19 protein-coding genes and 1 pseudogene are annotated in these 21,504 nt (G+C 68.6%); 7 read left to right on the forward strand and 13 right to left on the reverse strand.

Features of this window, described 5'->3' with window-relative positions:
• The 4 genes and pseudogenes from V7067_RS00615 to V7067_RS00630 form a co-directional block, all read left to right on the forward strand.
• Positions 1–341: pseudogene (locus V7067_RS00615) on the forward strand (hypothetical protein); the annotation flags it as partial.
• Between the two features lie 17 nt (positions 342–358).
• On the forward strand, positions 359–1,306 hold the full coding sequence (locus tag V7067_RS00620) for a DUF2950 domain-containing protein (protein ID WP_334173927.1): 948 nt from the start codon (positions 359–361) through the stop codon (positions 1,304–1,306).
• 12 nt (positions 1,307–1,318) lie between these two features.
• Positions 1,319–2,212: a hypothetical protein gene (locus V7067_RS00625; protein ID WP_334173928.1), complete on the forward strand. Its 894-nt coding sequence runs from the start codon at positions 1,319–1,321 to the stop codon at positions 2,210–2,212.
• 140 nt (positions 2,213–2,352) lie between these two features.
• Positions 2,353–3,162 carry a hypothetical protein gene (locus V7067_RS00630; RefSeq protein ID WP_334173929.1) on the forward strand — a complete coding sequence of 270 codons (810 nt, stop codon included), beginning with the start codon at positions 2,353–2,355 and terminating at the stop codon, positions 3,160–3,162.
• A gap of 60 nt (positions 3,163–3,222) precedes the next feature.
• On the opposite strand, the gene V7067_RS00635 is transcribed toward V7067_RS00630, so the two are convergent.
• From V7067_RS00635 to V7067_RS00690, 12 genes are all read right to left on the reverse strand, one after another.
• Complete coding sequence (locus V7067_RS00635) at positions 3,223–3,984, reverse strand: SDR family NAD(P)-dependent oxidoreductase (protein WP_334173930.1); 762 nt, start codon at positions 3,982–3,984, stop codon at positions 3,223–3,225.
• A complete protein-coding gene (hisD, locus tag V7067_RS00640; protein ID WP_334173931.1) occupies positions 3,981–5,291 on the reverse strand; it encodes a histidinol dehydrogenase in 1,311 nt (436 codons plus the stop codon). The genes V7067_RS00635 and hisD overlap by 4 nt, the downstream gene beginning before the upstream one ends.
• 57 nt (positions 5,292–5,348) lie before the next feature.
• The gene (locus tag V7067_RS00645; RefSeq protein WP_334173932.1) at positions 5,349–6,293 is read right to left on the reverse strand and encodes a 3-hydroxyacyl-CoA dehydrogenase; all 945 of its coding nucleotides are present in this window, start codon (positions 6,291–6,293) and stop codon (positions 5,349–5,351) included.
• Complete coding sequence (locus tag V7067_RS00650) at positions 6,290–7,180, reverse strand: N-acyl homoserine lactonase family protein (protein ID WP_334173933.1); 891 nt, start codon at positions 7,178–7,180, stop codon at positions 6,290–6,292. Before V7067_RS00650 ends, V7067_RS00645 begins: the two co-directional genes overlap by 4 nt.
• 35 nt (positions 7,181–7,215) lie before the next feature.
• Positions 7,216–7,773 carry a hypothetical protein gene (locus tag V7067_RS00655; RefSeq protein ID WP_334173934.1) on the reverse strand — a complete coding sequence of 186 codons (558 nt, stop codon included), beginning with the start codon at positions 7,771–7,773 and terminating at the stop codon, positions 7,216–7,218.
• Complete coding sequence (locus V7067_RS00660; RefSeq protein WP_334173935.1) at positions 7,770–8,813, reverse strand: LacI family DNA-binding transcriptional regulator; 1,044 nt, start codon at positions 8,811–8,813, stop codon at positions 7,770–7,772. The genes V7067_RS00655 and V7067_RS00660 overlap by 4 nt, the downstream gene beginning before the upstream one ends.
• Before the next feature lie 147 nt (positions 8,814–8,960).
• The gene (locus V7067_RS00665) at positions 8,961–10,208 is read right to left on the reverse strand and encodes a sugar ABC transporter substrate-binding protein (RefSeq protein WP_334173936.1); all 1,248 of its coding nucleotides are present in this window, start codon (positions 10,206–10,208) and stop codon (positions 8,961–8,963) included.
• 55 nt (positions 10,209–10,263) lie between these two features.
• Positions 10,264–11,292, reverse strand: a complete 1,029-nt coding sequence (locus tag V7067_RS00670; protein WP_334173937.1) for an ABC transporter permease — start codon at positions 11,290–11,292, stop codon at positions 10,264–10,266.
• Entirely contained in the window at positions 11,289–12,299 is a 1,011-nt protein-coding gene (locus V7067_RS00675) for an ABC transporter permease (RefSeq protein ID WP_334173938.1), read from the reverse strand. The genes V7067_RS00670 and V7067_RS00675 overlap by 4 nt, the downstream gene beginning before the upstream one ends.
• Positions 12,296–13,867, reverse strand: a complete 1,572-nt coding sequence (locus V7067_RS00680; protein ID WP_334173939.1) for a sugar ABC transporter ATP-binding protein — start codon at positions 13,865–13,867, stop codon at positions 12,296–12,298. Before V7067_RS00680 ends, V7067_RS00675 begins: the two co-directional genes overlap by 4 nt.
• A 195-nt stretch (positions 13,868–14,062) precedes the next feature.
• Positions 14,063–15,124 (reverse strand): four-carbon acid sugar kinase family protein, encoded by a 1,062-nt coding sequence (locus V7067_RS00685; RefSeq protein WP_334173940.1) that lies wholly within the window; start codon positions 15,122–15,124, stop codon positions 14,063–14,065.
• 2 nt (positions 15,125–15,126) lie between these two features.
• A complete protein-coding gene (locus V7067_RS00690; protein WP_334173941.1) occupies positions 15,127–15,900 on the reverse strand; it encodes a DeoR/GlpR family DNA-binding transcription regulator in 774 nt (257 codons plus the stop codon).
• Between the two features lie 123 nt (positions 15,901–16,023).
• Here V7067_RS00690 and pdxA point away from each other — a divergent pair, with 123 nt between their 5' ends.
• A complete protein-coding gene (pdxA, locus tag V7067_RS00695; RefSeq protein WP_334173942.1) occupies positions 16,024–17,049 on the forward strand; it encodes a 4-hydroxythreonine-4-phosphate dehydrogenase PdxA in 1,026 nt (341 codons plus the stop codon).
• 16 nt (positions 17,050–17,065) lie between these two features.
• Here pdxA and V7067_RS00700 read toward each other — a convergent pair whose 3' ends face one another.
• On the reverse strand, positions 17,066–17,788 hold the full coding sequence (locus V7067_RS00700; protein ID WP_334173943.1) for a GntR family transcriptional regulator: 723 nt from the start codon (positions 17,786–17,788) through the stop codon (positions 17,066–17,068).
• A 280-nt stretch (positions 17,789–18,068) separates the two neighbouring features.
• Between V7067_RS00700 and V7067_RS00705 the strand changes: the two genes are divergently transcribed.
• Both V7067_RS00705 and V7067_RS00710 read left to right on the forward strand, forming a co-directional pair.
• Positions 18,069–19,355, forward strand: coding sequence for an aminotransferase class III-fold pyridoxal phosphate-dependent enzyme (locus tag V7067_RS00705; RefSeq protein WP_334173944.1), 1,287 nt, complete (start codon positions 18,069–18,071; stop codon positions 19,353–19,355).
• Positions 19,356–19,415: 60 nt separating this feature from the next.
• Positions 19,416–21,494, forward strand: a complete 2,079-nt coding sequence (locus V7067_RS00710) for a hydantoinase/oxoprolinase family protein (protein ID WP_334173945.1) — start codon at positions 19,416–19,418, stop codon at positions 21,492–21,494.
• The last annotated feature ends 10 nt before the right edge of the window (positions 21,495–21,504 follow it).

Raw genomic sequence — 21,504 nt, forward strand, 5'->3', positions numbered from 1 at the left:
CTGGCAATGCGGGCAACGCGCTGGCCCGGCATCCGAATGTGGCCGACCGGCCGGCAGGCGTGAACCGGCCGCCGGGCAGCCTGAAGCCGGGCGGCGCGGTGACCGACCACAACAACGGCCCGGCCAAGATCAACCGGCCGGCCAGCATGCCGAAGCCCGGCGGGCGCATCGACCAGCGGCCGAAGGTGCCTTCCGGTCTTGGCGAGGTCCGCAAGGGCCGGACCGCGCAACTGCATTCGGCACGCGGCGCCGCCGCGCGCGGCGGCGGGCAACGCGCCCTGCCGCACCGCCCGGCCGGCGGCGGCAAGCCCCATGTCCGCGCCGGCGCCAGACGGCCGTGAAACCGGGGGAAACGATGATGTCAGGCTCTCTGTCCCGCCGCCTTCTCGCCCTTGCGATCTCCGGCACGCTCGCCGCCGGCCTTGTCGCGCAGGGCGCCCCGGCTTTTGCACAGGCGCTTCCCGGCTATGCCGCCAGCCAGCCGGCACCGGACTTTCCCGACGCAGCTGCGGCGGTCGGGGCCTTCAGGACCGTCCTTGCCGGCGACGATTTCGACGGGCTTGCGCGGCTGCTCGGGCTCGATCCCGCCAGACTGCGCGCCAGCGAAGGCGTGATGGACACCTTCGCAAAGATGCGGGCCGGCGCCGGCGAGCGGCTGGAGGTCGAGGATCTGAGCGCCGGTCGCAAGGTGATCGATATCGGCCGCGATCTGTGGCCGCTGCCGTTTCCGCTGGTGAAGAAGGCCGACGGCCGGTGGGCGTTCGACACCGGCGCCGGTCTCGACGAGATCGAGAACCGGCGCATCGGCGAGAACGAGCTCGAAGTGATCGCCACGCTGCGCGCCTATGTCGATGCGCAGAAGCTCTATGGCTCGGCCGATCACGACGGCGACGGCGTGCCGGAGTTCGCCCAGAAGCTCATCAGTTCGCCCGGCAAGACCGACGGGCTCTACTGGCCGCCCGGTCAGGGCGACGGCGACAGCCCGGCCGGCGCCGCAATCGATGCCGGAACGCTGGAGAAAAGCCGCCATGGCGCGGGTTATTTCGGCTACCGCTTCCGCATTCTGCGCGGTCAGGGCAGCCATGTGGCCGGCGGCTGGTACGATTACGTCATCAACGGCAACATGATCGCCGGCTTCGGCCTCATCGCCTGGCCGGTTCGCTATGGCGAAACCGGCGTCCACACCTTCATGGTCAATCAGGCCGGCATCGTTTACGAGAAAGATCTGGGCCCCGATACCGCGCGCGTCGTCAAGAAAATCCGCCGCTTCGATCCGAACGGCAGCTGGACCGTATCGGAGAACTAGGATGACGGACCGATGATGTTTGCCGCGCTTGTCAGCATCAAGCTGGCCATGGCGACGCTGATCATGTCGATCGGCATGGGGTCATCCCTTGCAGACGTGACTTACCTTCTGCGGCGGCCGGCCCTGCTGGCGCGCTCTCTGGTGGCCATGTATGTGCTTGTGCCGCTGGTGACATTCGCGATGGTCGAGCTGCTGCCGCTCGGCACCGGCGTCAAGGCCGCGCTGCTGGTGCTGGCGGTTTCGGCCGGAGCACCCCTGCTGCCGCGCAAGCTGCAGGAGTTCGGCGACAGTGCCTACGGGTTCAGCCTCGTCATCGTCTCCTCGCTGCTGGCGATTGTGCTGACACCGCTGTGGGTGGCCCTGCTCGCCCGCTATTTCGGCGTCGCCGCCGAGCTTTCATGGCGGGCGGCGGCATCGGCGATCAGCATCGCCTTCCTCGCGCCGCTGGTGGCGGGCATGGGGCTCGGCGCGCTTTTTCCGGCCTTCACGGCACATTGGGCAACCCGGCTTTCGACACTGGCCGCTGTGGTGCTGGCCGTGGCGAGCGCCGTGCTGCTGGCCGGCAACTGGCAGGTGCTGGCGGGCATAAGGCCGCTGGGAATCGTGGCGCTGCTGGCCACCATGACGATCGCGCTCGCCATCGGCCACCTCAGCGGCGGGCCGGACGAGGGCGACCGGACCACGCTGGCCATTGCCTGCTCGACCCGCCACCTCGGCATCGCCGTCATCATCGCCACGACCTTTCAGGGGCCGCGGACCATCGTCATTCTCGCCAGCTATGTGATCGCCTCGACGCTGGTCTCAGTTCCCTATCTTCGCTGGCGGCGCAGAAGGTGCGCCGCATCGCGACACGACAGCACCAGACCGGCCCCGGCCGCACCCGACAACGCCACGCCGAAGACCTGACCCGGTTGCAGCAAGCCGAAAGTCTGCCGCCCCGCAGGCCTGCGGGACAGCTACACCCTGCCGGGTTGCCTTATAAAAACCGCACAACCTGAAAACACAGTGCCTCTGATTCAACGCGCTTAACCGACGGACATCGTGGCATGGAACTGCTTGCAATCATTGCAGACAGGAGCATTTTCCTTTTCGGCGTCATGCTTTTCGCACTGCAGACGGGCAGCTACGTACTGGGCCTCCGCATGGGGCGCCGGCACAGAAGGCGGGGGGATGCCGTCGAGTCGGTCGGGGTTGTGGTCAGCGGCATGCTGGCACTGCTGGCCTTCGTTCTGGCACTCACGCTTTCCTTCGCAAACGCGCGCTACAACGAACGTCAGGCCGGAAGCCTGAGCGAAGCCAGTTCGCTTGCAACGGCATGGCTGCGCGCCAAGGCTGTCGGCGGGCCGGACGGAGAGGCGATCGCCGGGCTTCTGCAGGACTATACGCGGGTCCGGACCGAGTACGTCCGTGCGGCACGGGATGACAGCATCATCAGCGGCTTCAACCAGCAGACAGCCGCTCTGCAGTCAGCCATCTGGACGCGTCTCATCAAAATTGTGCATGAACGCACCGATCCGGTCGCCGACAGCCTGATGGTGTCCCTCAATAACGCCTTCGATGCCAGCACCGCCGAACGGTTTGCATTCGACTTCCGTCTTCCTGAGCAAATGTTCTGGCTGCTCATGACGCTGACAATGGTCAGCATGGCCTGTCTGGGTTTTCAGCTCGGCCTTTCCGGTGAACCGCCCCGCATTCTGGTTGCGCTGCTTATTCTCGTGTGGACCAGCGTTATCGTCAATATACTGGACCTCGCCTCCGGCCGGCTCGGCAATCTGCGCGCCGTGACGGCCCCCTATGAGTGGACCCTCAGGGGATTTGACACCGGCCTTAGCGGCGCCGCCGCCGGAAAGCCCTGACCGTTATCCATCCATCGGCGGGGCTGCCCGCAGGCAGGCGGCCGGCAGCCCCGCAAACCGTCAGGATGCGGTCCAGCCGCCGTCCAGCATCAGGGCGCTGCCGGTCGTCAGAGAAGCCGCATCGCAGGCGAGATAAAGCGCGGCCGCGGCCACCTCCGCGGGCTGGCCGATGCGGCCGAGCGGGATCTTCGTCAGAACCTCGTTCAGAAACGCGGGATCGCGGAAATAGCCCTCCGTCATCGGCGTTTCGATGAAGGTGGGGCAAATGGTGTTGACCCGGATGCCATGGGGCGCCAGTTCCAGCGCCAGTGCTTTGGTAAATCCCTCCAGCCCCCATTTCGATGCGCAGTAAAGGGTGCGGTTCCGCGCCCCGACATGGCCCATCTGCGACGACATGTTGATCACCGAACCGCGCCGCCCCTCCGCGACCATGCGGGCCGTCACCGCCTTTGCCGCAAAGATGGCGCTGCGCAGATTGAGGTTCACCACCGCGTCGTAGTCGTCCTCCGTCACCTCCGACAGCGGCTTGGGCCGGTTGGCACCGGCATTGTTGACGAACACATCGAAGGCCGGCCGGGCGGCGATCAGCGCTGCAAAGCCCGGCACGTCGGTCACGTCGGCGCACAGCGCCTCGGCCTTCAGGCCCCCGGCGCGCAGGCTGGCAGCGGCGGCCTCGGTTTCGGCGGCGCCGCGGGCGGCGAGCGTCACCGCCGCCCCCGCAGCCGCCAGCGTGCCGGCGATGGCCAGGCCGATGCCGCGGCTGCCGCCCGTCACCAGCGCCCGGCGCCCGTCCAGCCGGAACAACGGCAGCGCCGCGCTCATTCGGCCGCCTCCCCATAGGGCACGTTCTTGTGGCCATAGCGGCGCACGCGCACATTGCACTGCTCGGCATGGCCGACGAAGCCTTCCAGCAGGCAGAGACGTGAGCCGTATTCGCCAACCAGCGTGGCCGCCTCGTCGCTGACGATCTTCTGATAGCTGTGCGTCTTCAGGAACTTGCCAACCCACAGGCCGCCGGTATAGCGCCCGGCCCGCCGGGTCGGCAGGGTGTGGTTCGTGCCGATCACCTTATCGCCGTTGGCAACATTGGTGCGCGGGCCCAGAAACAGCGCGCCATAGGCGTTCATGTTGGCCAGATACCAGTCGTCGCGGTCGGTCATGACCTGAACGTGCTCGGAGGCGATTTCGTTGGCCACCTGCAACATCTCGTCATGGGTATCGCAGACGATGATCTCGCCATAATCGGCCCACGAGCGGGCCGCCGTGTCGGTGGTAGGCAGGATCGCCAGCAGGCGGTCGATCTCCGCCTGTGTGCTCTCGGCAAGGCGCCGGCTGTTGGTGATGAGAACGGCGGGCGAGTTGTAGCCATGTTCGGCCTGCCCGAGCAGGTCGGTGGCGCAGAGTTCGCCGTCGACGGTGTCGTCGGCAATGACCATGGTCTCGGTCGGGCCCGCGAACAGATCGATGCCGACCCGGCCATAGAGCTGCCGCTTGGCTTCCGCCACGAAGGCGTTGCCGGGGCCGACCAGCATATCCACCGGGGCGATGGTCTGCGTGCCGAGCGCCATGGCGCCGATGGCCTGAATGCCGCCGAGCACATAGATCTCATGGGCACCGCCAAGATGCATGGCGGCGATGACCGCCGGGTTCGGCTCGCCGCGGAACGGCGGTGTGGCGGCGGCGATGCGCGGCACGCCGGCAACCGATGCCGTGAGCACCGACATGTGTGCCGAGGCGACCATGGGGAACTTGCCGCCGGGAATGTAGCAGCCGACCGACTGCACCGGGATGTTGCGGTGGCCGAGGATGACGCCCGGCAGGGTCTCGATTTCGATATCCGTCATCGAGGCGCGCTGCGCTTCGGCAAAGCGGCGCACCTGAGCCTGCGCGAAGCGGATATCGTCCATGTCGCGCGCCGAAACGCGCGCCATCAGCGCCTCGATCTCGCCGGGGCTGAGGCGGAAGGCCGGGGGGCTGTAGCGGTCGAACTTCTCCGACAGGGCGCGCACCGCCGCATCGCCGCGGCTTTCGATATCGGCCAGAATGGCCTCCACGGTCTCGCGGACCTTGCGGTCGTCCTGCGAGCGTTCCTCGGTCGGCTTGCCACGCTTCAGGTAGCTTATGGCCATGATGATGGTCCTTGTCTGTTCGCGTCGGTAATCGGACGGGAGGGCGGAAACGCCGCCTCAGGACGCGCTCTCGCCTGCCTTCCGGAAGGCGGCGAGGCGCACCAGCACCCGGTCGCGCCAGGCACGGCGGGCGGCGAGTTCATCGGCCGGCAGCGCGGCCCGGCGCTCGTCGTCTGCCCGGCGGATGGTTTCCGCCGGCCACGCACGCGGCGTGCGGCTCTGCGCCATGCCGTAATAAAGACCCCCGAGACGGCGGGCATAATCGGCGATGCCGCCCGGCGCGTTCAGGTCGATGGTTTCAAATGGTCCCATGAAAGACCAGCGCAGGCCCAGCCCGCAGGACACGGTGGCATCGATATCGGCGAGGGTGGCGAAGCCGTCGTCATAAAGCGCCCAGGCCTCGTTCAGCAGCGCCCCCTGCAGCCGGTTCAGAATGAAGCCGTCGATCTCGCGGCTGAGGCTGACCGGCACCTGCCCGACGGCCGCCATCAGGGCGCGCGCCTCGCCGGCCACCGCCGCATCGGTCCACGGTGCCGGCACCAGTTCAACCACCGGCACCAGATGGGGCGGATTGACCGGATGGGCGATCAGGAACCGGCTGCGGTTCACGCAGCCTTCCGTGAAGCGCGAAGCCGGAATGCCCGACGACGACGACCCCACGATCGCAAGCGGATCCATCGCCGCGTCGATGGCGAGACAGACCGCGGTCTTGGTCTCCACCGTCTCGAACACGGATTCCTGAATATAGCCGGCGCCGGCCACCGCATCGGCGAGGGTGTCGAACACGGCAATGCGCGCGACGACGGCCTCCGCGTCGCCGATCAGGCCGGCAGCGGCCAGTTCGGCGGCGCTCTCGCGCGCCCACGGCAGAATACGCGCGCGGATATCGGCGGAAGGATCGAACACGCGCACCGCGTGGCCGGCGCGCGCAAACACCAGCGCCCAGCCCGAGCCCACCAGCCCGGCCCCGACGATGGCGATTGTGGGGGATTGCGTGCTCATGCTGTCACCCGCGAGGTCTCGCCGTCGGCAAGGCAGATTTCGGTGATGCGCAGGCCTTCGGCGGTGATGCGCGAGGGGAAGGTGTCGCGCAGGCGCTCTTCGTGCACAGGAATGATGCGGTGCGAGTCGTAGCCGACCTGCTGCATCATCTGTTCGGTCGCCAGCACCAGATTGGTCTGACTGCCCACCGCCAGGCCGACCGGCGTGTAGACTTCCTTCTCATCCACCGCACCGCCCGGGCCATGGATATTGTCGAACACATAGACCAGATCGCCGGCGAGCACCCATGTGTCGTCGGAAGGGTTGCGCCCGTCGTTGCGCACGCTGACCCACATCGAACCCCAGGTGTGGCTGTCGTCGGCCGGGTGCAGATCGATGCCCGGCAGCACGTTCTCAAGCGCGCCGTTGACCGTGACCAGCCGCTTCTGCCGGGCCAGATCGACGCCGCGCACGATGTCGCCGGGATCGACGGCAACCATCATCCAGCGCAGCCGGTCGGGCAGCGACATAGCCCACACCCACTTCGCGATCTCGCGCTCCTGAATATAGAAGCGGGCATTGGGAAAGTCGGCGACATTGCCGAAGTGATCGAAGTGCGCATGGGAGATGAAGCAGGTGTCGACATCTTCCGGCGCGAGGCCGATCTCGCCGAGCACCACGCGCGGGCTGCGCCAGTTGACGACGCCGAAGCGGTCCCCCAGCACCTTGCCATAGTCTCTGTCGCTGTAGCCGACATCGACCATCGCAACATGCCCGCGTCCCTTGATGACGACATAGCAATAGGGCAGCTTCAGAAAGCCCTGATTGTGTGCGCCATAGAGCACGCCGCTCTTATGATATTCAGGCACGAACGAATATTCGCACACCCAGATCGAGTAATCCGACACGGTTGTTTCCTCCGTCTTGATTTTCTTGTCTTTTTTCAGCGCCCGCAGGAGCAGCAGGCGTGCGTCATGTCCACCATCTCCAGTCCGGCCCGCGGGGCACTCGCGGCGCTGAGATGGGCATAGGCGCGGCGCACGAGGCGGGCGATGGCATCGAAGGCGGCCTCGTTGTCGCCGCGCGGCCGGATCTGCGGGAACGTTCCCAGCGCCCGGCCTGAAAAAACATGGGCCGCCTCGATCTGCGCACGGTGGGCGGCGAGCGCCGGCGGCGCAGTGAGCCGGCCAAGGCGCCCGGCCGCTGCCGACCAGCGCCGGCGGCAGCTTTCCAGTTCGTCCAGGCCTGCCACGTCGGCCGATCCCGTCAGCTGGGCGAGGATGGCAAGCCCGGCGATCTGGCCCACGATCCGGCGCAGGTCTTCGTAGAGCGGCCGGCACTCGTCGGCATAGGCCGCTGCGGCGGCACTGCCCAGCGCAGCGGCCATCTGCGCGGGGTCCGGCACCGCTGCCGGCAGCACGCCGTCATCGGCGACGAGATCGCAGTCCGGGCGATGCACGGTGGTCAGGCGGGTGAAAAGCTGTTGTGTCGGCATCGTCATCCTGCCCTTTCCGTGCGGGCGCGCATGGTGTTGCGGTCCACGAAGCGCCCCGGCGGCAGGCGCAGCACCCGCGGTGCCAGCTGGTGATCGAGCGCCAGTTCCCGCGCGAGCGATACGGTTGCCGCCATCATGCCGGCCAGCGGCTGGGCAACGGTCGTCAGCGCGTGCGAGGGCCAGCCGGCCATGGTGATGTCGTCGAAGCCGACGACGGAGATATCATCCGGCACGCGCAGCGCCCCGCCCTCCTGCACACCGGCGATGAAGCCGATGGCCACGATGTCGTTGGCGCAGAACACGCCGTCGATGTCGCGATGGTCGCGCGCCACGGCAAGGCCGGCGGCATAGCCGGCCTCGTAGCTGAAGCGCCCCGCTTCCACCACCAGCGGCTCTGCAATGCCGCGCTCCATCGCCCGTCCGCAGAACCCCTTCTGCCGCTCGACATTGGTGGAGGCCCCGGGAAAGGCGGAGATATAGGCGAGCCGGCGGTGGCCGCTGTCGATCAGCCGGTCGGCCACCAGCCGTCCGCCGGCCTCGTTATCGCAGGTCACGCCGAAGCCGAGGCCATCGGCGGAAAGGCGGTTGAAGAAGATGCAGGGGGCCTGCGCCCGTTCGCACTTCTCGCGGGCGTGAGAAGCGAGATTGGCGGCCAGCACGATCATCAGATCGGGCTGATAGGTCAGCAGCAGGTCGACCGCGTCGTCGGTCTTGTCCGGCTGGTTGGCGGCGGCGAGCATCACGTTCATGCCCGCTTCCTGCAGCATCGCCGTCATCTCGGTCATGACCTCCGGATAGAACGGATTGGTCAGGTCGGAAACGACCATGCCGACGATCTGGGTCTTCTTGGTGATCAGGCTCTGGGCGAACGGGTTGGGCCGGTAGCCCAGTTCCGCGGCCCGCTCCAGAACGATGCGGCGGGTCTCCGTGGCAATGATCGCCTCTGGATAAAAGGCACGCGATACGGTGGACACCGACATGCCCAGATCGCGGGCGAGATCCTTGACGGTTACTCTGTGTGCCTTGGCGCGCTTCTGCTCGGTCAATGCCAGGGTCCTCCGTTGCCGCCGCCGATTGTGCGCGAACCCGCGCGGATTCGCCTGCGGCGTTTCTTTACCCGCCCTCCGGCGGATGCGCGCAGGCCGTGCCGTCTCCGCCGCCCGCGGGGTAGCCCCGTGGGCGGCAGGCGCCGGTCAGGGCTTCACGGTCGGCTGAACCTTCGTCAGCTTGTAGAGATCGGCGGGCGCCTCGCAGTCGCCGCAGTTGATGCCGGGCACGTTGCCGGCGCGCGGCACGTCGGCGGGAAGCGGCTGGATGGTCGCGCCCGCAACCGGCGTGCCGTTCAGGGCGGAATCGATGGTCAGCTCCGGCAGCAGCACCGGGTTCAGAACCTCCGTCACGAACGAGGACGGCACGCGATCCTTCGGGAAGGCATTGCAGCCGTTCTCGAATTTGTCGCCGGCGCACACCTTGACCTGATCGGCCGGCACCCACGGCAGCGGATATTCGATGTTCATCGGCTTCAGCTCGCGCTTGCCGGTGAGGATCTCCATCATCAGCTTGAAGGCATAGCCCGACTGCGCCGGCGGCGAGCCGGCCGAAACGCCGGTCAGGCCCTTGGCCTTCATCTCCGGATCGGCGAGCGCGAGGCGGAAGCCGTTGGAGTTTTCGCCCGTAACCGGCACCAGCTTGCCGCCCTTATCGAGCAGGGCCTGAACCGCACCGTATTCGCCAGCCTGCGCCCAGATGCCATCGACATCGGGATGAGCCGCCAGCGCCTTGGCGGTTTCCTGCTGCGTGGTGCGATCGTCCCAGTAGGAATAATATTCCGAGACGACCTCAATGCCGGGATACTGAGCAAAGATATGCTTGGCGCCGTCGGTGTGGCGCTGGTCGACCGAGTTACCGGGCACGCCGCGCGACAGGAAGATCTTGCCCTTGCCGCCCAGTTCGTTCACCAGCGCCTGCGCGGAGTTCTCGCCGAAGCCGGAGGAAAGGTAGCTGACGTTGTAAGCGCAGTCTTCGGTGACGGTGGCATCGTACATGAAGAACAGCACGCCCTCCTCGCAACCGCGGCGGATGGTGCGGTTGAGCGCGGTCGACGAAATCGGAAAGCTGATGATACCGTCGGCACCGTCGTCGATCATGCTTTCATAGGCGGAAATCTGCGCCTGCGGATCGGCACCGGAGATGACCTCGATCAGCTCCACGTTGTCCTTATAGGGCGGCGTGGCAGCCAGCGCCTTGACGATGTTGGCAGCTTCCGATTGCCAGGCGTTGCCTGAATAGCTGAGGCTCAGATAGATCTTGTACTTCTGGCCGTCTTCCTTTTTGCCGGCGGCCGCGGCCGGGTGGGCGAGCGCCAGCGCGGCGGCGGCGGTCAGTGCCACGGCGGCGGCGGTGGCCCTCAGTGTCCTGAACAGGGAATTCCGGGCATGCATGGTCGTTTCCTCCCTAAGGGGACCGGTTTTCGGTCTTCTGTGATGGGTCGGGATTTCAGCGCAGCAACGCGCTGAGCTTCTGGAAGAGTTCATCGCGCAGCAGCAGCAGGGCGGTCAGCACGATGGCGCCCTCGATGATGGTGCGCAGGCCGAACTCAAGGCCGATGGCGGAAATGATGGTGCCGAGCGTGGTCAGCAGGATCGCCCCGCCGACGGTGCCCAGAAAGGTGCCGCGGCCGCCGAGGATCGACGATCCGCCGATCACCACCGCCGCCACCGAGGGCAGCAGGTAGCTGTCGCCCATGCGCAGCGTCGCGCCGTTGGAATAGCCCACCAGCATGATGCCGACGAAGCCCGCGCAGACCGCGCTGATGACATAAGGCAGGATGCGCATGGCGGTGACGGGAACGCCGGCAATGCGGGCCGCTTCCACATTGGTGCCGATGGCATAGAGATAGCGGCCGAACACGGTGCGGCTCTGGAACAGCCAGCCGAGCAGAATGAAGGCCACCAGAAACACCACCGGCGCCGGCAGGCCAAGGACATGCCCCTTCATGAGCGCCAGCGCCATTTCCGGCGCCGCGCCACGCGGCGTGCCCCGGGTGTAGCCGAGCAGCAGCGACGAGACGATGATCGACATCGCCAGCGTCATGATGAACGGCGGTACCCGCAGCCACACGATGCCCGCGGCGGAAAGCAGCCCCACGCCGGCGCAGACCAGCAGCACCGCCGGCAGCAGATACCACGCCGACGGGTCGCTCTGGCCGGCCCAGTTCGTGGCCAGAATGCCGCCGAGGGTGGCCAGCGCCGGCAGCGAGAGATCCAGACCGCCGGTGAGGATGACGAGACCCTGACCGAACGACAGCACCACGAGGAAGGAGCCGAGCACGAGAACGGTTTCCACCTGCGACCATGAGCCGAGCGCCGGGCTGATGAAGCGCGCGCCCAGCAGCATCGCCACGCAGAGCCCGGCAACGGCGACGGTGCTGACGGTTTCGCGGCTGATGCCGGCGCTGCGCCGGGTATCGCCGGCCTGCGCGAACGCGCCCTTGCCGGCCTGCGACATCTCGTTGGACAAGGTCATTTTCCCTCTCCGATCCGCGTGAGAAGACCGCTGAAGACCACCGCCGCAATCAGCACGACGCCCTGGAACAGGCCGGTGTAGAAAGACGAAACGCCGCTGGAGAACAGCACCTTCTGCAGCAGGGTCAGCGTTGCCGCGCCCATGAGCGAGGCGAACAGCCCGCCGCGGCCGCCGTTGAGCGACGTGCCGCCCAGCGCCACCGCCGCAAAGGCGAGCAGCAGCAGCGGTGCGCCGGAGGTGGGGTTGCCGGTGGCGGTCTGCGCGCTCAGCATCAGACCGGCGAGGCCATAGAGCAGGCCGGCGCCGACATAGGCGAGAAACCGCGTCCGCCGCACGTTGATGCCGGACAGGGCGGCGGCGGATTCGTCGGCGCCGATGGCATAGAACGCCACCCCCAGATCGGTGCGCCGCACGAGGAGCCACAGCCCGGCCACCGCCGCCATCACCAGCCCGGAGACCGGCAGTACGCGCCACAGGCGGTCCGTCAGTTCATCGGCGATCCAGCCGGCAACCGATCCGCCCGGCGCGTTGAGAATGACGAGGGCGATGCCCTGACACACGATCATGGTCGCCAGCGTGGCCGCGATGGATTGCAGGCGCAGATAGGCGACGAGCCAGCCGTTGACGGCACCCGCCGCCCCGCCGATGGCCAGACAGATGAGCAGCGACACCAGCGCGCCGCCGGGCCCGCCCAGCGGATGGACCGCCAGAACCACGTTGCAGACCGAGATGACGCCGGCCAGCGACAGATCGAACCCGCGCGTCAGCACCACCAGCGTCTGTCCGGCGGCGGCAAGGGCCAGCGGCGCGGTGTTGTTGAGCAGGGCCGCGATGGCATAGCTCGTCAGCGCCTTGGGCTGCTGCCACGCATAGAGCCCGTAAAGCAGGGCATAGATGAGGACGATCATGCCCGCGCCCTGCGTGAGCTGCCAGAGCCGCGTCAGGCGCGGCGCGCCGGCCGGCCGGGCAGGCGCGGGGGCAGCGGGGGCCATATCTGCAGCGCTCATTGGACCCGTTCCCGTTTCGCGTCTTCGCCGGCGCCGTGGCCGACCATGGCCGCCACCAGCGGCTGCTCTGCGATTTCCGCCCCCGCGAAACTGCGGAAGATGCGGCCGCCATAAAGAACGAGGCAGCGGTCGGCGATCTGCACGATCTCGGGCAGTTCGGAGGAATAGAACAGCACCGAGCCGCCGGCGTCGGCAAAGGCGCGGATGGCGGCGTAGATCGCCTCCTTGGTGCCGACATCGACCCCCCGCGTGGGATCGAACAGCAGCAGGGTGCGGGCGCCGGTGGCCAGCGTGCGCGCCATGAGGGCCTTCTGCTGGTTGCCGCCGGAAAGATCGCCGATGGCAAAGGACAGGTAGCGCTGGCTGAGATCGACCTTGCGGGCCGCCTCCAGCGCCGCCTTTTCCTCGCGCCGGCGGCTGACGAGACCGAGACGGGAGATGCGCGGCAGGAACGGCAGAACCACGTTGGTGGCCGCGCTCAGGCCGGCAAGAATGCCCTCCGTCTTGCGCTCTTCCGGCAGGTAGCTGATGCCGCTGCCACAGCGCAGGGCCGCGCGCGGGCTGGAAAACGACGCCGCCGCTCCGTCCACCCGGATCGCACCGCCGCGGGGCGTCTCCAGCCCCGCCAGCAGGCGGAACAGTCCGCGCTGCCCCTGCCCTTCCAGGGCCGCCACCCCCAGCACCTCGCCGGCATCGAGGCGGAACGACACGTCGTGCAGCCCGTGGCCGCTGAGGCCTTCCGTCGTCAGGCGCGCGGCACCGGCCGGCCGGGCGGGCGCCTGCGGGCGGCGGGTCTGGGTCACCCGGTGGCCGACCATCATTTCGAAAATGTCGGCATCGCTGGCGTTCGCCAGACCGACACTGGCAATGGAACGGCCGTTGCGCAGCACCGTGGCGGTGGTGCAGATGGCGCGCACCTCGGCCAGCCGGTGGGAGATGTAGAGGATGGCCACGCCGCGGGCGCGGGCGGTCTCGATCTGGCCGAACAGCCAGTCCGTCTCCGCCAGTGCCGCGGTCGGCTCGTCGAGAATGAGAACGCGGCCGGCGGCCGCGATGGCGCGGGCAATCTCGATGCGCTGACGTTCGGCCAGCGGCAGGGCAGAGACGACCGCCCCGGCATCGATCCGCTCAAGGCCGTACCGGGCCAGAATTTCACGGCCCCGCTCCAGAACGCGGCGGCGGGAGATGAGACCGCCGGCCGCTTTGGCAAGGCGCGGCAACTGGAAGTTCTGCGCCACCGTCAGATTGGGAACGAGGCTGAGTTCCTGAAAGGCGGTGGCGACCTGATGGCTGCGGGCCTCCAGAATCGAGCGCGGCGCATAGGAGGCACCGTGCAGGTGCAGCGATCCGCGATCGGGCTGCACGGCACCGGTGAGAATGCGCACCAGCGTGGACTTGCCGGCACCGTTCTCGCCAAGCAGCGCATGCACCTCGCCGGCGCGCAACCCGATGTCTGCATGCTCAAGAGCCACCGTCGCGCCGTAAGACTTGCTCACGCCCGACGCCCGCAACTCGCGCAACGGCCCCGGCCCGGCACCGCTGGCGGTGCAGCCTTTCGCGTCCGTCATTCGATTTCCTCCCTTGTACCCCGATCCGCCCGTCTTGATGGGAGCGTTCTCAGAGAACGTTATCTTTTTGACTGCCGATGCCGGAACCGTCAAGCGGCCGGACCGGAAAATCGTCGCTGCAGCGCAGGAAGACGACGGCCGATGACTGATACTCGATTGATTTTGAAGAGACTTTTGAGCCGCAAAAATCGGCGCTCAGCCGGCAACACCGCCGGCGGCCAGCAACGCACGGATGTGGTCCGGCCCGCCGAACCCGCCGGAGCGGGAAACCAGCCGGCGGCCGTGGAAGAATCCGCCCCGGATGCGCGCCACCGGCACGCCGGGTCCGACCTCTCCGGTGCAGACAAGGGCGGCCGCGCCGCTCCAGCCGAGAACGGTGGAGAGCGTATCGCCGCCGATCACCAGCAGCGCACCATCGTCCTGCAGGCGCAGCCGCGCCATGGCCGCGCGCAGGCGCCCCCGTGTCTCGTCCGCGGTGGCGCTGTCCGGAACCGGATCGACCAGCAGCGGACGGGCGACGGACGCGCACAGTTCGCCATCCTCCGGCGCCGGCCACGCCACGCCGGCAAGGGCGGCCACCTGCTGCCGGGTGGCCGGGTGCGATGTGCCGGTCACGACGAGGCAGACCGGCGGGCAGCCCTGCAGCGGCGAGGCCCCGGCCAGTGCCCGGGCGAGGCCGCCGCTGCCGGCCCACAACTTTGACGGGTAGCCGGCGTGACCGGCGGCCAGCGCGGCAAGATCGGCCGCCGTGGCCGCATCGGCCACCCGCACACGGTGGCGGCCGGCGGGTTCGCACGCCTCCGGCCCTGCGGCGCAGCCGGCGGCGACAAGGCCGGCAACGATATCGGCCGGTCCCTGCCCGCCCCCGGCGGCGGCCGGGGCCGCGCGCAGCAACCGGCCGCCGCGCACGATCCGGCCCATCTGCGGAAAGGCGGGCGTAAAGAGGCAGTCCTCAAACCCGCCCCAGCGCATCATGGCCGCGGTCTCGGCAAACGGATGGCCGCGCAGCAGACTGTCGATCTTCTTGAACCACAGCCGCGCGGGCTGCCGGCCCAGCGCCGACAGCGTGGCCTGCACCCGGCAAACCGCCGTGGCAGCATCGCAATCGCGGCTCTCGGTGGTCAGACTGACGGCAGCCGCGGGCGGCAGGTTCTGCGGCCGGAGGGGAATCAGGACCGGCCGCTGCGGCCCGGCAAACGGCGCTGCGGCATCCAGCGCACCGGTCAGATCATCGGCCACAATGCAGAGCGCGCGCATGATCAGGGCTCGCCGCCGGCAACCACCACGCTGGCCCCTGTCGCCGCCAGCGCTTCCAGCGCGGAAACCGCGATGCCGGCATCGGTGATGATGGTGCCGAACGCCGCCGGGGTGGCGAAGGCACAGAACACCCGCGAGAAGAACTTGCCGCTGTCGGCCACCAGCACCGTCCGGCGGGCCGCGGCCATCATCGCGCGTTTCAGTTCGGCCAGTTCGAGGCTGCCGTCGGAGACGACCGCCTCGTCGATGGCGTGTGTGCCGATGAAAGCCAGATCGCAGCGCAGCCGGGTGAGGCATTCCACCGTGCGGGCGCCCCAGATGGTGGCCGATCCCGGCCGGATGTGCCCTTCCGGCACATGAACCGTGACATGGCGTACCTGCGCCAGCGCGCCGGCAATCGACAGATCGTTGGTGACGGCGGTGAACGGCACGGCACGGGCCAGCGCTGCGGCTGCCACCGCGGCAACCGTGCTGCCGCTGTCGAACAGCACACTCTGCCCGGGCGCGATCAGCAGGGCGGCCTCCCGCGCGATCGCCGCCTTCGCCGGTTCGGCGACGGCGCGGGCAATCTGCGGGTCCATTTCGAAGGCCGTCTTCGCCGACAGCATCGCACCGCCGCGCGTACGCTCCAGAACCCCGCTCTCGCACAGCGCATCGACATCGCGGCGCACGGTGGAGAGCGACGTGCCGGTCGCCTCCGCCAGTTCGGTCAGGCTTGCCGCCTCCGCCAGCCGGAGGTGCTCGACGATCTTCGCGTGGCGTCTGGCCGGCAGCATGCGGGCTCCCCTTTTGGCAGGGCGTTCATTTCCTGTCAGATTATTCCATATTGACTCACATGATGTCAGAATGGAAGTAATATCGCTTCAAATATGATCAACACGCGTCATCCGGAGGATGTCATGTCTGCGCCATGCCTTGCCCTTTCCATCGGCGATCCGGCCGGTATCGGGCCGGAGATTGCCCTGCGGGCGGCGGCGATGCTGCAGGAGCGGCTCAGCGCGGGAACGTTCTCGCTGGCGCTCGTGGGCGATGCCGGCACGCTGGCGGCAACGGCGGCCGCGCTGTCGCTGCCGCTTCCGCCCCGCGCCGGCACGGCCGGGCGGACCGGGGCCTTCATCGTGCCCACGCCGCCACCGGCCGGCCGCATCGAAACCGGCCGGATCAGCGCCGCAGCGGGCGAGCAGGCCTATCTGGCGGTGGCCGAAGCGGTGCGCATGGCGATGGCCGGCGAGGCGGTCGGCATCGTCACCGGCCCCATCAGCAAGGAGGCGCTGCACCTTGCCGGCCACTCTTTCGCCGGCCACACCGAGTTGCTGGCCGCCCTGACCGGCGCGCCGGACAGCGCAATGCTGCTGGCCCACGGCGCCTTCCGCGTTTCGCACGTCACCACCCACTGCGCGCTGGAAGACGTGCCCCGCCGCGCCACCGCGCAGCGCATCCGCCGCGTCGTCACGCTCACCGACGCCACGCTGCGCGTCATGGGGCTGGCGCAGCCGCGCATCGCCATCGCAGCCCTCAACCCCCATTGCGGCGAGGGCGGGCTGTTCGGGCGGCACGATATCGATGTCACGACACCGCTGGTGGCCGAAATGCGCGCCGAGGGCTTCAATGTCAGCGGTCCGGTGCCGGGCGATACGGTGTTCATCGGCCTGCGCGGCGGGCGTTACGACGCCGTCGTGGCCATGTATCACGATCAGGGCCACATCCCGGTCAAACTGCTGGGCTTTCAGGTCGATCCGGCCAGCGGCAAATGGACGGCGCTGAGTGGCGTCAACGTCACCATGGGGCTGCCGATCTGGCGCAGTTCGGTCGACCACGGCACCGCATTCGACATCGCCGGCCGCGGCATTGCCGATGCCACCAGCCTGGTCGAGGCCATAGACATGGGCCTGCAACTGGCGCGCGGCCGCAGCACGCCCGGCTGATCCCGCCGGCCGCCTCTCACGCCTCCGGCGGCAGGGTCGCCAGCAGGCTCGCCGGGTCGCCGCCCAGGCGGCGGATGAGCGGTGTGACGGTGGAGGTGATGTGCGCGGCCATCAGCCGGGCGGCCAGCACCTCGTCGCCCGCCTCGATGGGGGCGAGCAGCGGCACATGCTCCTCGGCAATGGCGCCGGCATCCTGCTGGCCTTCGTTGTCGAGGGCGATGGCCATCAGCAGCCGCCCTTCCATGGTGTGGAAGAGCTGGGCAATCAGCGCGTTGCCGCTTTCGCGGCAGATTTCGGCATGGAATTCCAGCTCGTGGCGGGAAACGGCCGCCGGGTCTCCCCGGCGGGCGGCCTCCGCCATGGCTGCGATCTGGCGCCGGAGCCCGGCGGTCTTCATGCGGCGGCGGGTGGCAAGCCGGATCGCGGTCGCCTCCAGCGACAGGCGCACATTGTAGAGATCGATCACGGCCTGCGCATCCATCTCCGCCACGGTGGCGCCGATGCGCGGGCGCTCGTCGACCAGACCGTCTTCCACCAGCCGGCGCATGGCCTCGCGCACCGGTGCGCGGCTGATGCCGAAACGCTTGGCAAGCTGCACCTCGACCAGCCGCGTGCCCATGGCAAAGCGGCCGGAAACGATCATCTCGCGGATCTGCTCGTAGACCTGATCGCCGAGCCGGGCATGACTGAGCGGCGCAATGCCGGCCGTCTCAAGGCCACCGCCATCTGCCTCCGCCATGGTGCAATTCTCCCTGCCCGTCCGCTTGTACGGTCCGCCGCCGTGCGCCGCAGTCTCTGTGCCGCAAATCGCTGCACCACAAGTCTCTCAGTCGCAGTCTCTCAATAGCGCGCTTTTTCCGCGAGTCGACCGCGCCATCTTGGCCCGCCCGAAAAAATTTGTCGACTGACGCCTGTCGGCTGTCGACAGAATGCAAAATGCGCTCTACGGTCCGGTCATGCGAACGGACGCGCCGGCACAGCCCGGCACGGCCAGCGGGACGAGAGAAGGTGAGCGAGCCATGCAGAGGCTGCTGCAGACGGGACTGAACGCAGGCGAGGCCGACGGCCCGAAGGTGGTCGGCGGCGAGGGCGTGCATTTCCTCATGTCCGACGGGCGGCGGCTGATCGACGGCAGTTCCACCGGCGGCCCGCTGGGCCACCGCCACCCGGCCATGCTGGAAGCGCTGCGCAAGGCTGTGGAAGTGGCCCCCGTCGTCAGCGAAGGCTGGTACTGGGAAGAGCGCGAGAAGGCGGCCGAGGAGCTGATCGACATCGCCTTTGCCGGCGAGCACGGATGGGTCGGCGGCGTGCGCTTCTTCCTCTCCGGCAGCGAGGCCAACGATCAGGCGCTGGCGCTGGCGCAGGCCCTGACCGGCCGCACCGCCCTTGCCACCCGCGAGCGCGCCTATCACGGCCTTGCCGGCCTGTCGCGCGCTGTCACCACCCAGCCGCAGTGGCACGGCGGGCTTTCCATCCTGTCCGGCGGTGTGCGCCCGGCCCCGGTTCCCTTCGCCGTGCGCCAGCTTCCCGCGCCGGAAGGGGCCCGCTTCGGCCGCCCGAAGGCGCCGCGGCCGGCGGCCGAGCTGCTGGCGGGCGCGCAGGAAACCCTGTCCGATGCCGCCGCCGTCATCCTCGATTACACGCAGGGCGGCCTCTATTACGACCCCGCCTATCAGGATACCGCCGCACAGGCCGCCCGCGCGGCCGGCGCGCTGTGGATCGCCGACGAAGTGGTGACCGGCCTTGGCCGCTCCGGCCGCTGGTTCGCCTTTCAGGGCGCGCAGAGCCGGCCGGACATGGTTACCCTCGGCAAGCCGCTTGCCGGCGGCGCGGCGCCGTGCGGCGCAGTGGTGCTGTCGCGCGATCTGGTGGCCGAACTCGGCGGCAAGAGCTGGCAGAGCTACAGCACCTTCCGCGGCCATCCGCTGATGATTGCCGCCACCCGCGCCTATCTGGCCACGGTGGTGCGCGAGAACCTGCTGGACCGGGTGCAGAGGCTTGAGGCCATCGTGGCGCGGCGCATGGCGGAAATCGCGGCCCGCCATCCCGCCGTCGTGCGCATCGACGGCCGCGGCCTGCACTGGACCATCGAACTGGAGGGCCCCGACTGGCGCAACTGGCGGGCCGACACCACGCAGACGCCGCTGGCCTCCGCCATCTCCGACCGCGCCAGGGAAGCCGGGGCCCTCATCGGCACCAGCGGCGAACAGACCTCGCTGTTCCTCGCCCCGGCCCTGATCATTTCCGAGGCCGACCTCGGCCGCCTGCTCGATGCCCTCGACTACGGCCTTGAGGCGGCAGCCTGACGCAACGCAGCGGCGCGAAGCGGATTTGAGCGCGAAACGGTTCTGAACGGATTTTTGGCGATGTACCGGATTTCAGTCGATACGGGCGGCACCTTCACCGACGTTCTGGTGACCGATGCAGCCGGGCGCTACACCATCGGCAAGGCGCTCACCACCCACGAGCGCATTTTCAACGGCATGCGCGAGGCGCTGGGCGTGGCGGCCGCCACGCTCGGCCTCACCGCGGCAGAGCTTCTGCAGCAGACCGCGCTCTTCACCTACGGCACCACCCGCGCCACCAACGCCACCGTGACCGGCAAGACCGCCAGAACGGCGCTGCTGGTGACGGAAGGCTTTCCCGACGTTCTGGTGCTGCGCGAGGGCGGGCGGGCCAATGCCCACGACTTCACCCGCGACTTTCCCGCCCCCTACATTCCCCGCCGCTTCACCTTCGAGGTTCCCGGCCGCATCCGCGCCGACGGTTCGGTGTCGCGCCCGTTCGGCGAGGCGGCTGCCCGCCATGTTCTGGAGCGCCTGAAAGCGAAGGCCTTCGAGGCGGTTGCCGTCTCGTTCCTGTGGTCGGTCGCCAACCCCGCCCATGAGGAGCGCATGGGCGAACTCATCTCCGAAATGCTGCCCGGCGTGCCGTTCACCCTGTCGCACCGCCTCCTGCCGGTGGTGCGCGAATATCGCCGCGCTTCCGCCACCGCCATCGATGCCTCGCTGAAGCCGCTGATGCAGGCCCACCTCAAGGGACTGGAAGAGGATCTGCGCGCCTCCGGCTATCGCAACGACATTCTCGTCTCCACCACCGTCGGCGGGGTGATGCTGATCGACGAACTGGTCTGCGCGCCGATCCACACCGTCAAGTCCGGCCCGGCCATGGCGCCGGTCGCGGCCGCCACTTTCAGCGCGGTCGAGGAACTGGGCGACAACGTCATCGTCTGCGATACCGGCGGCACCACGTTCGATGTCGGTCTGGTGCGCGACGGTCAGCTCACCTACAGCCGCGACACCTGGCTCGGCGGACTGTGGACCGGCCACCTGCTCGGCATCTCGTCGGTGGATATCCGCTCGCTCGGCGCCGGCGGCGGCTCCATCGGCTGGCTCGACGACGGCGGCCTGCTGCGCGTCGGCCCGCAATCGGCCGGCTCTTCGCCGGGCCCGGCCTGCTACGGCCGCGGCGGCACCGCGCCGACCGTGTCGGATGCAGCCTGCGTGCTGGGCTGGTTCAACCCGGATGCCTTCCTCGGCGGCCGCATGACGCTGGATGTGGAGGCCGCCCGCCGTGCCGTCGGCGGCCTTGCGGCCCGCATCGGCCGCAGCATCGAGGAAACCGCCTATGCGATGATCACCATCGCCAGCGAACTGATGATCAAGGCCATCCACGAGGTGACCATTGCCGAGGGTGTGAACCCGCGCGAAAGCACCATCGTCGCCGGCGGCGGGGCGGCCGGCATCAACATCCTGCCGATTGCGCGCGAACTGGGCTGCGAACAGGTCATCCTGCCGCGGGCGGCCTCCGCCCTGTCCGCCGCCGGTATGCAGTTCGCCGATATCGTGAAGGAAGAGACGGCAACCGCCATCACCACTTCCGACCGCTTCGACTTTGCCGGCGCCACCGCTGCACTGGCGGCCCTGAAGGCCCGGCTGGAAACCTTTCTCGCCACGCTCGGGCCGGAGGCCCGCAGCCGCGCGCGCTTCGAGGCCTTCGCGGAAGCTCGCTATCCGGGGCAGGTCTGGCAGCTCGACACGCCCGTGCCCGGCAACGCCGTGGCCGATGCCGACGGGCTCGCCGCCCTCGTCGCCGCGTTCCATCAGGTTCACGAGCGTGTGTTCGCGGTGACGGATCCCGGCAGCCCGGTGGAGTTCGTCAACTGGAAGATGCGGCTGACGGTGGCTCTGGCGGCGCGGGCCGAAAACCCGGCCGCCGAAGGCCCGGCCGGCGATACGCCGGCCGCCTGCGCCACGCGCCGCTGCTTCTTCGAGGGCGGCATCGCCCATGAGACGCCGGTCTATCGCGGCGCGGATCTGAAGCCCGGCCACCATGTGGAAGGGCCGGCCATCGTGGAGGAGCCGACGACCACCCTCGTCGTCTATCCCGGCACGGCGGCCACCGTCAGCCCGCGCGGCAATTATCTCCTGTCCTTCTCCCGGTGAAACGGAGCGG

The organism is Pseudoxanthobacter sp. (genome assembly GCF_036822375.1).
Classification (GTDB): Bacteria; Pseudomonadota; Alphaproteobacteria; order Rhizobiales; family Segnochrobactraceae; genus Pseudoxanthobacter.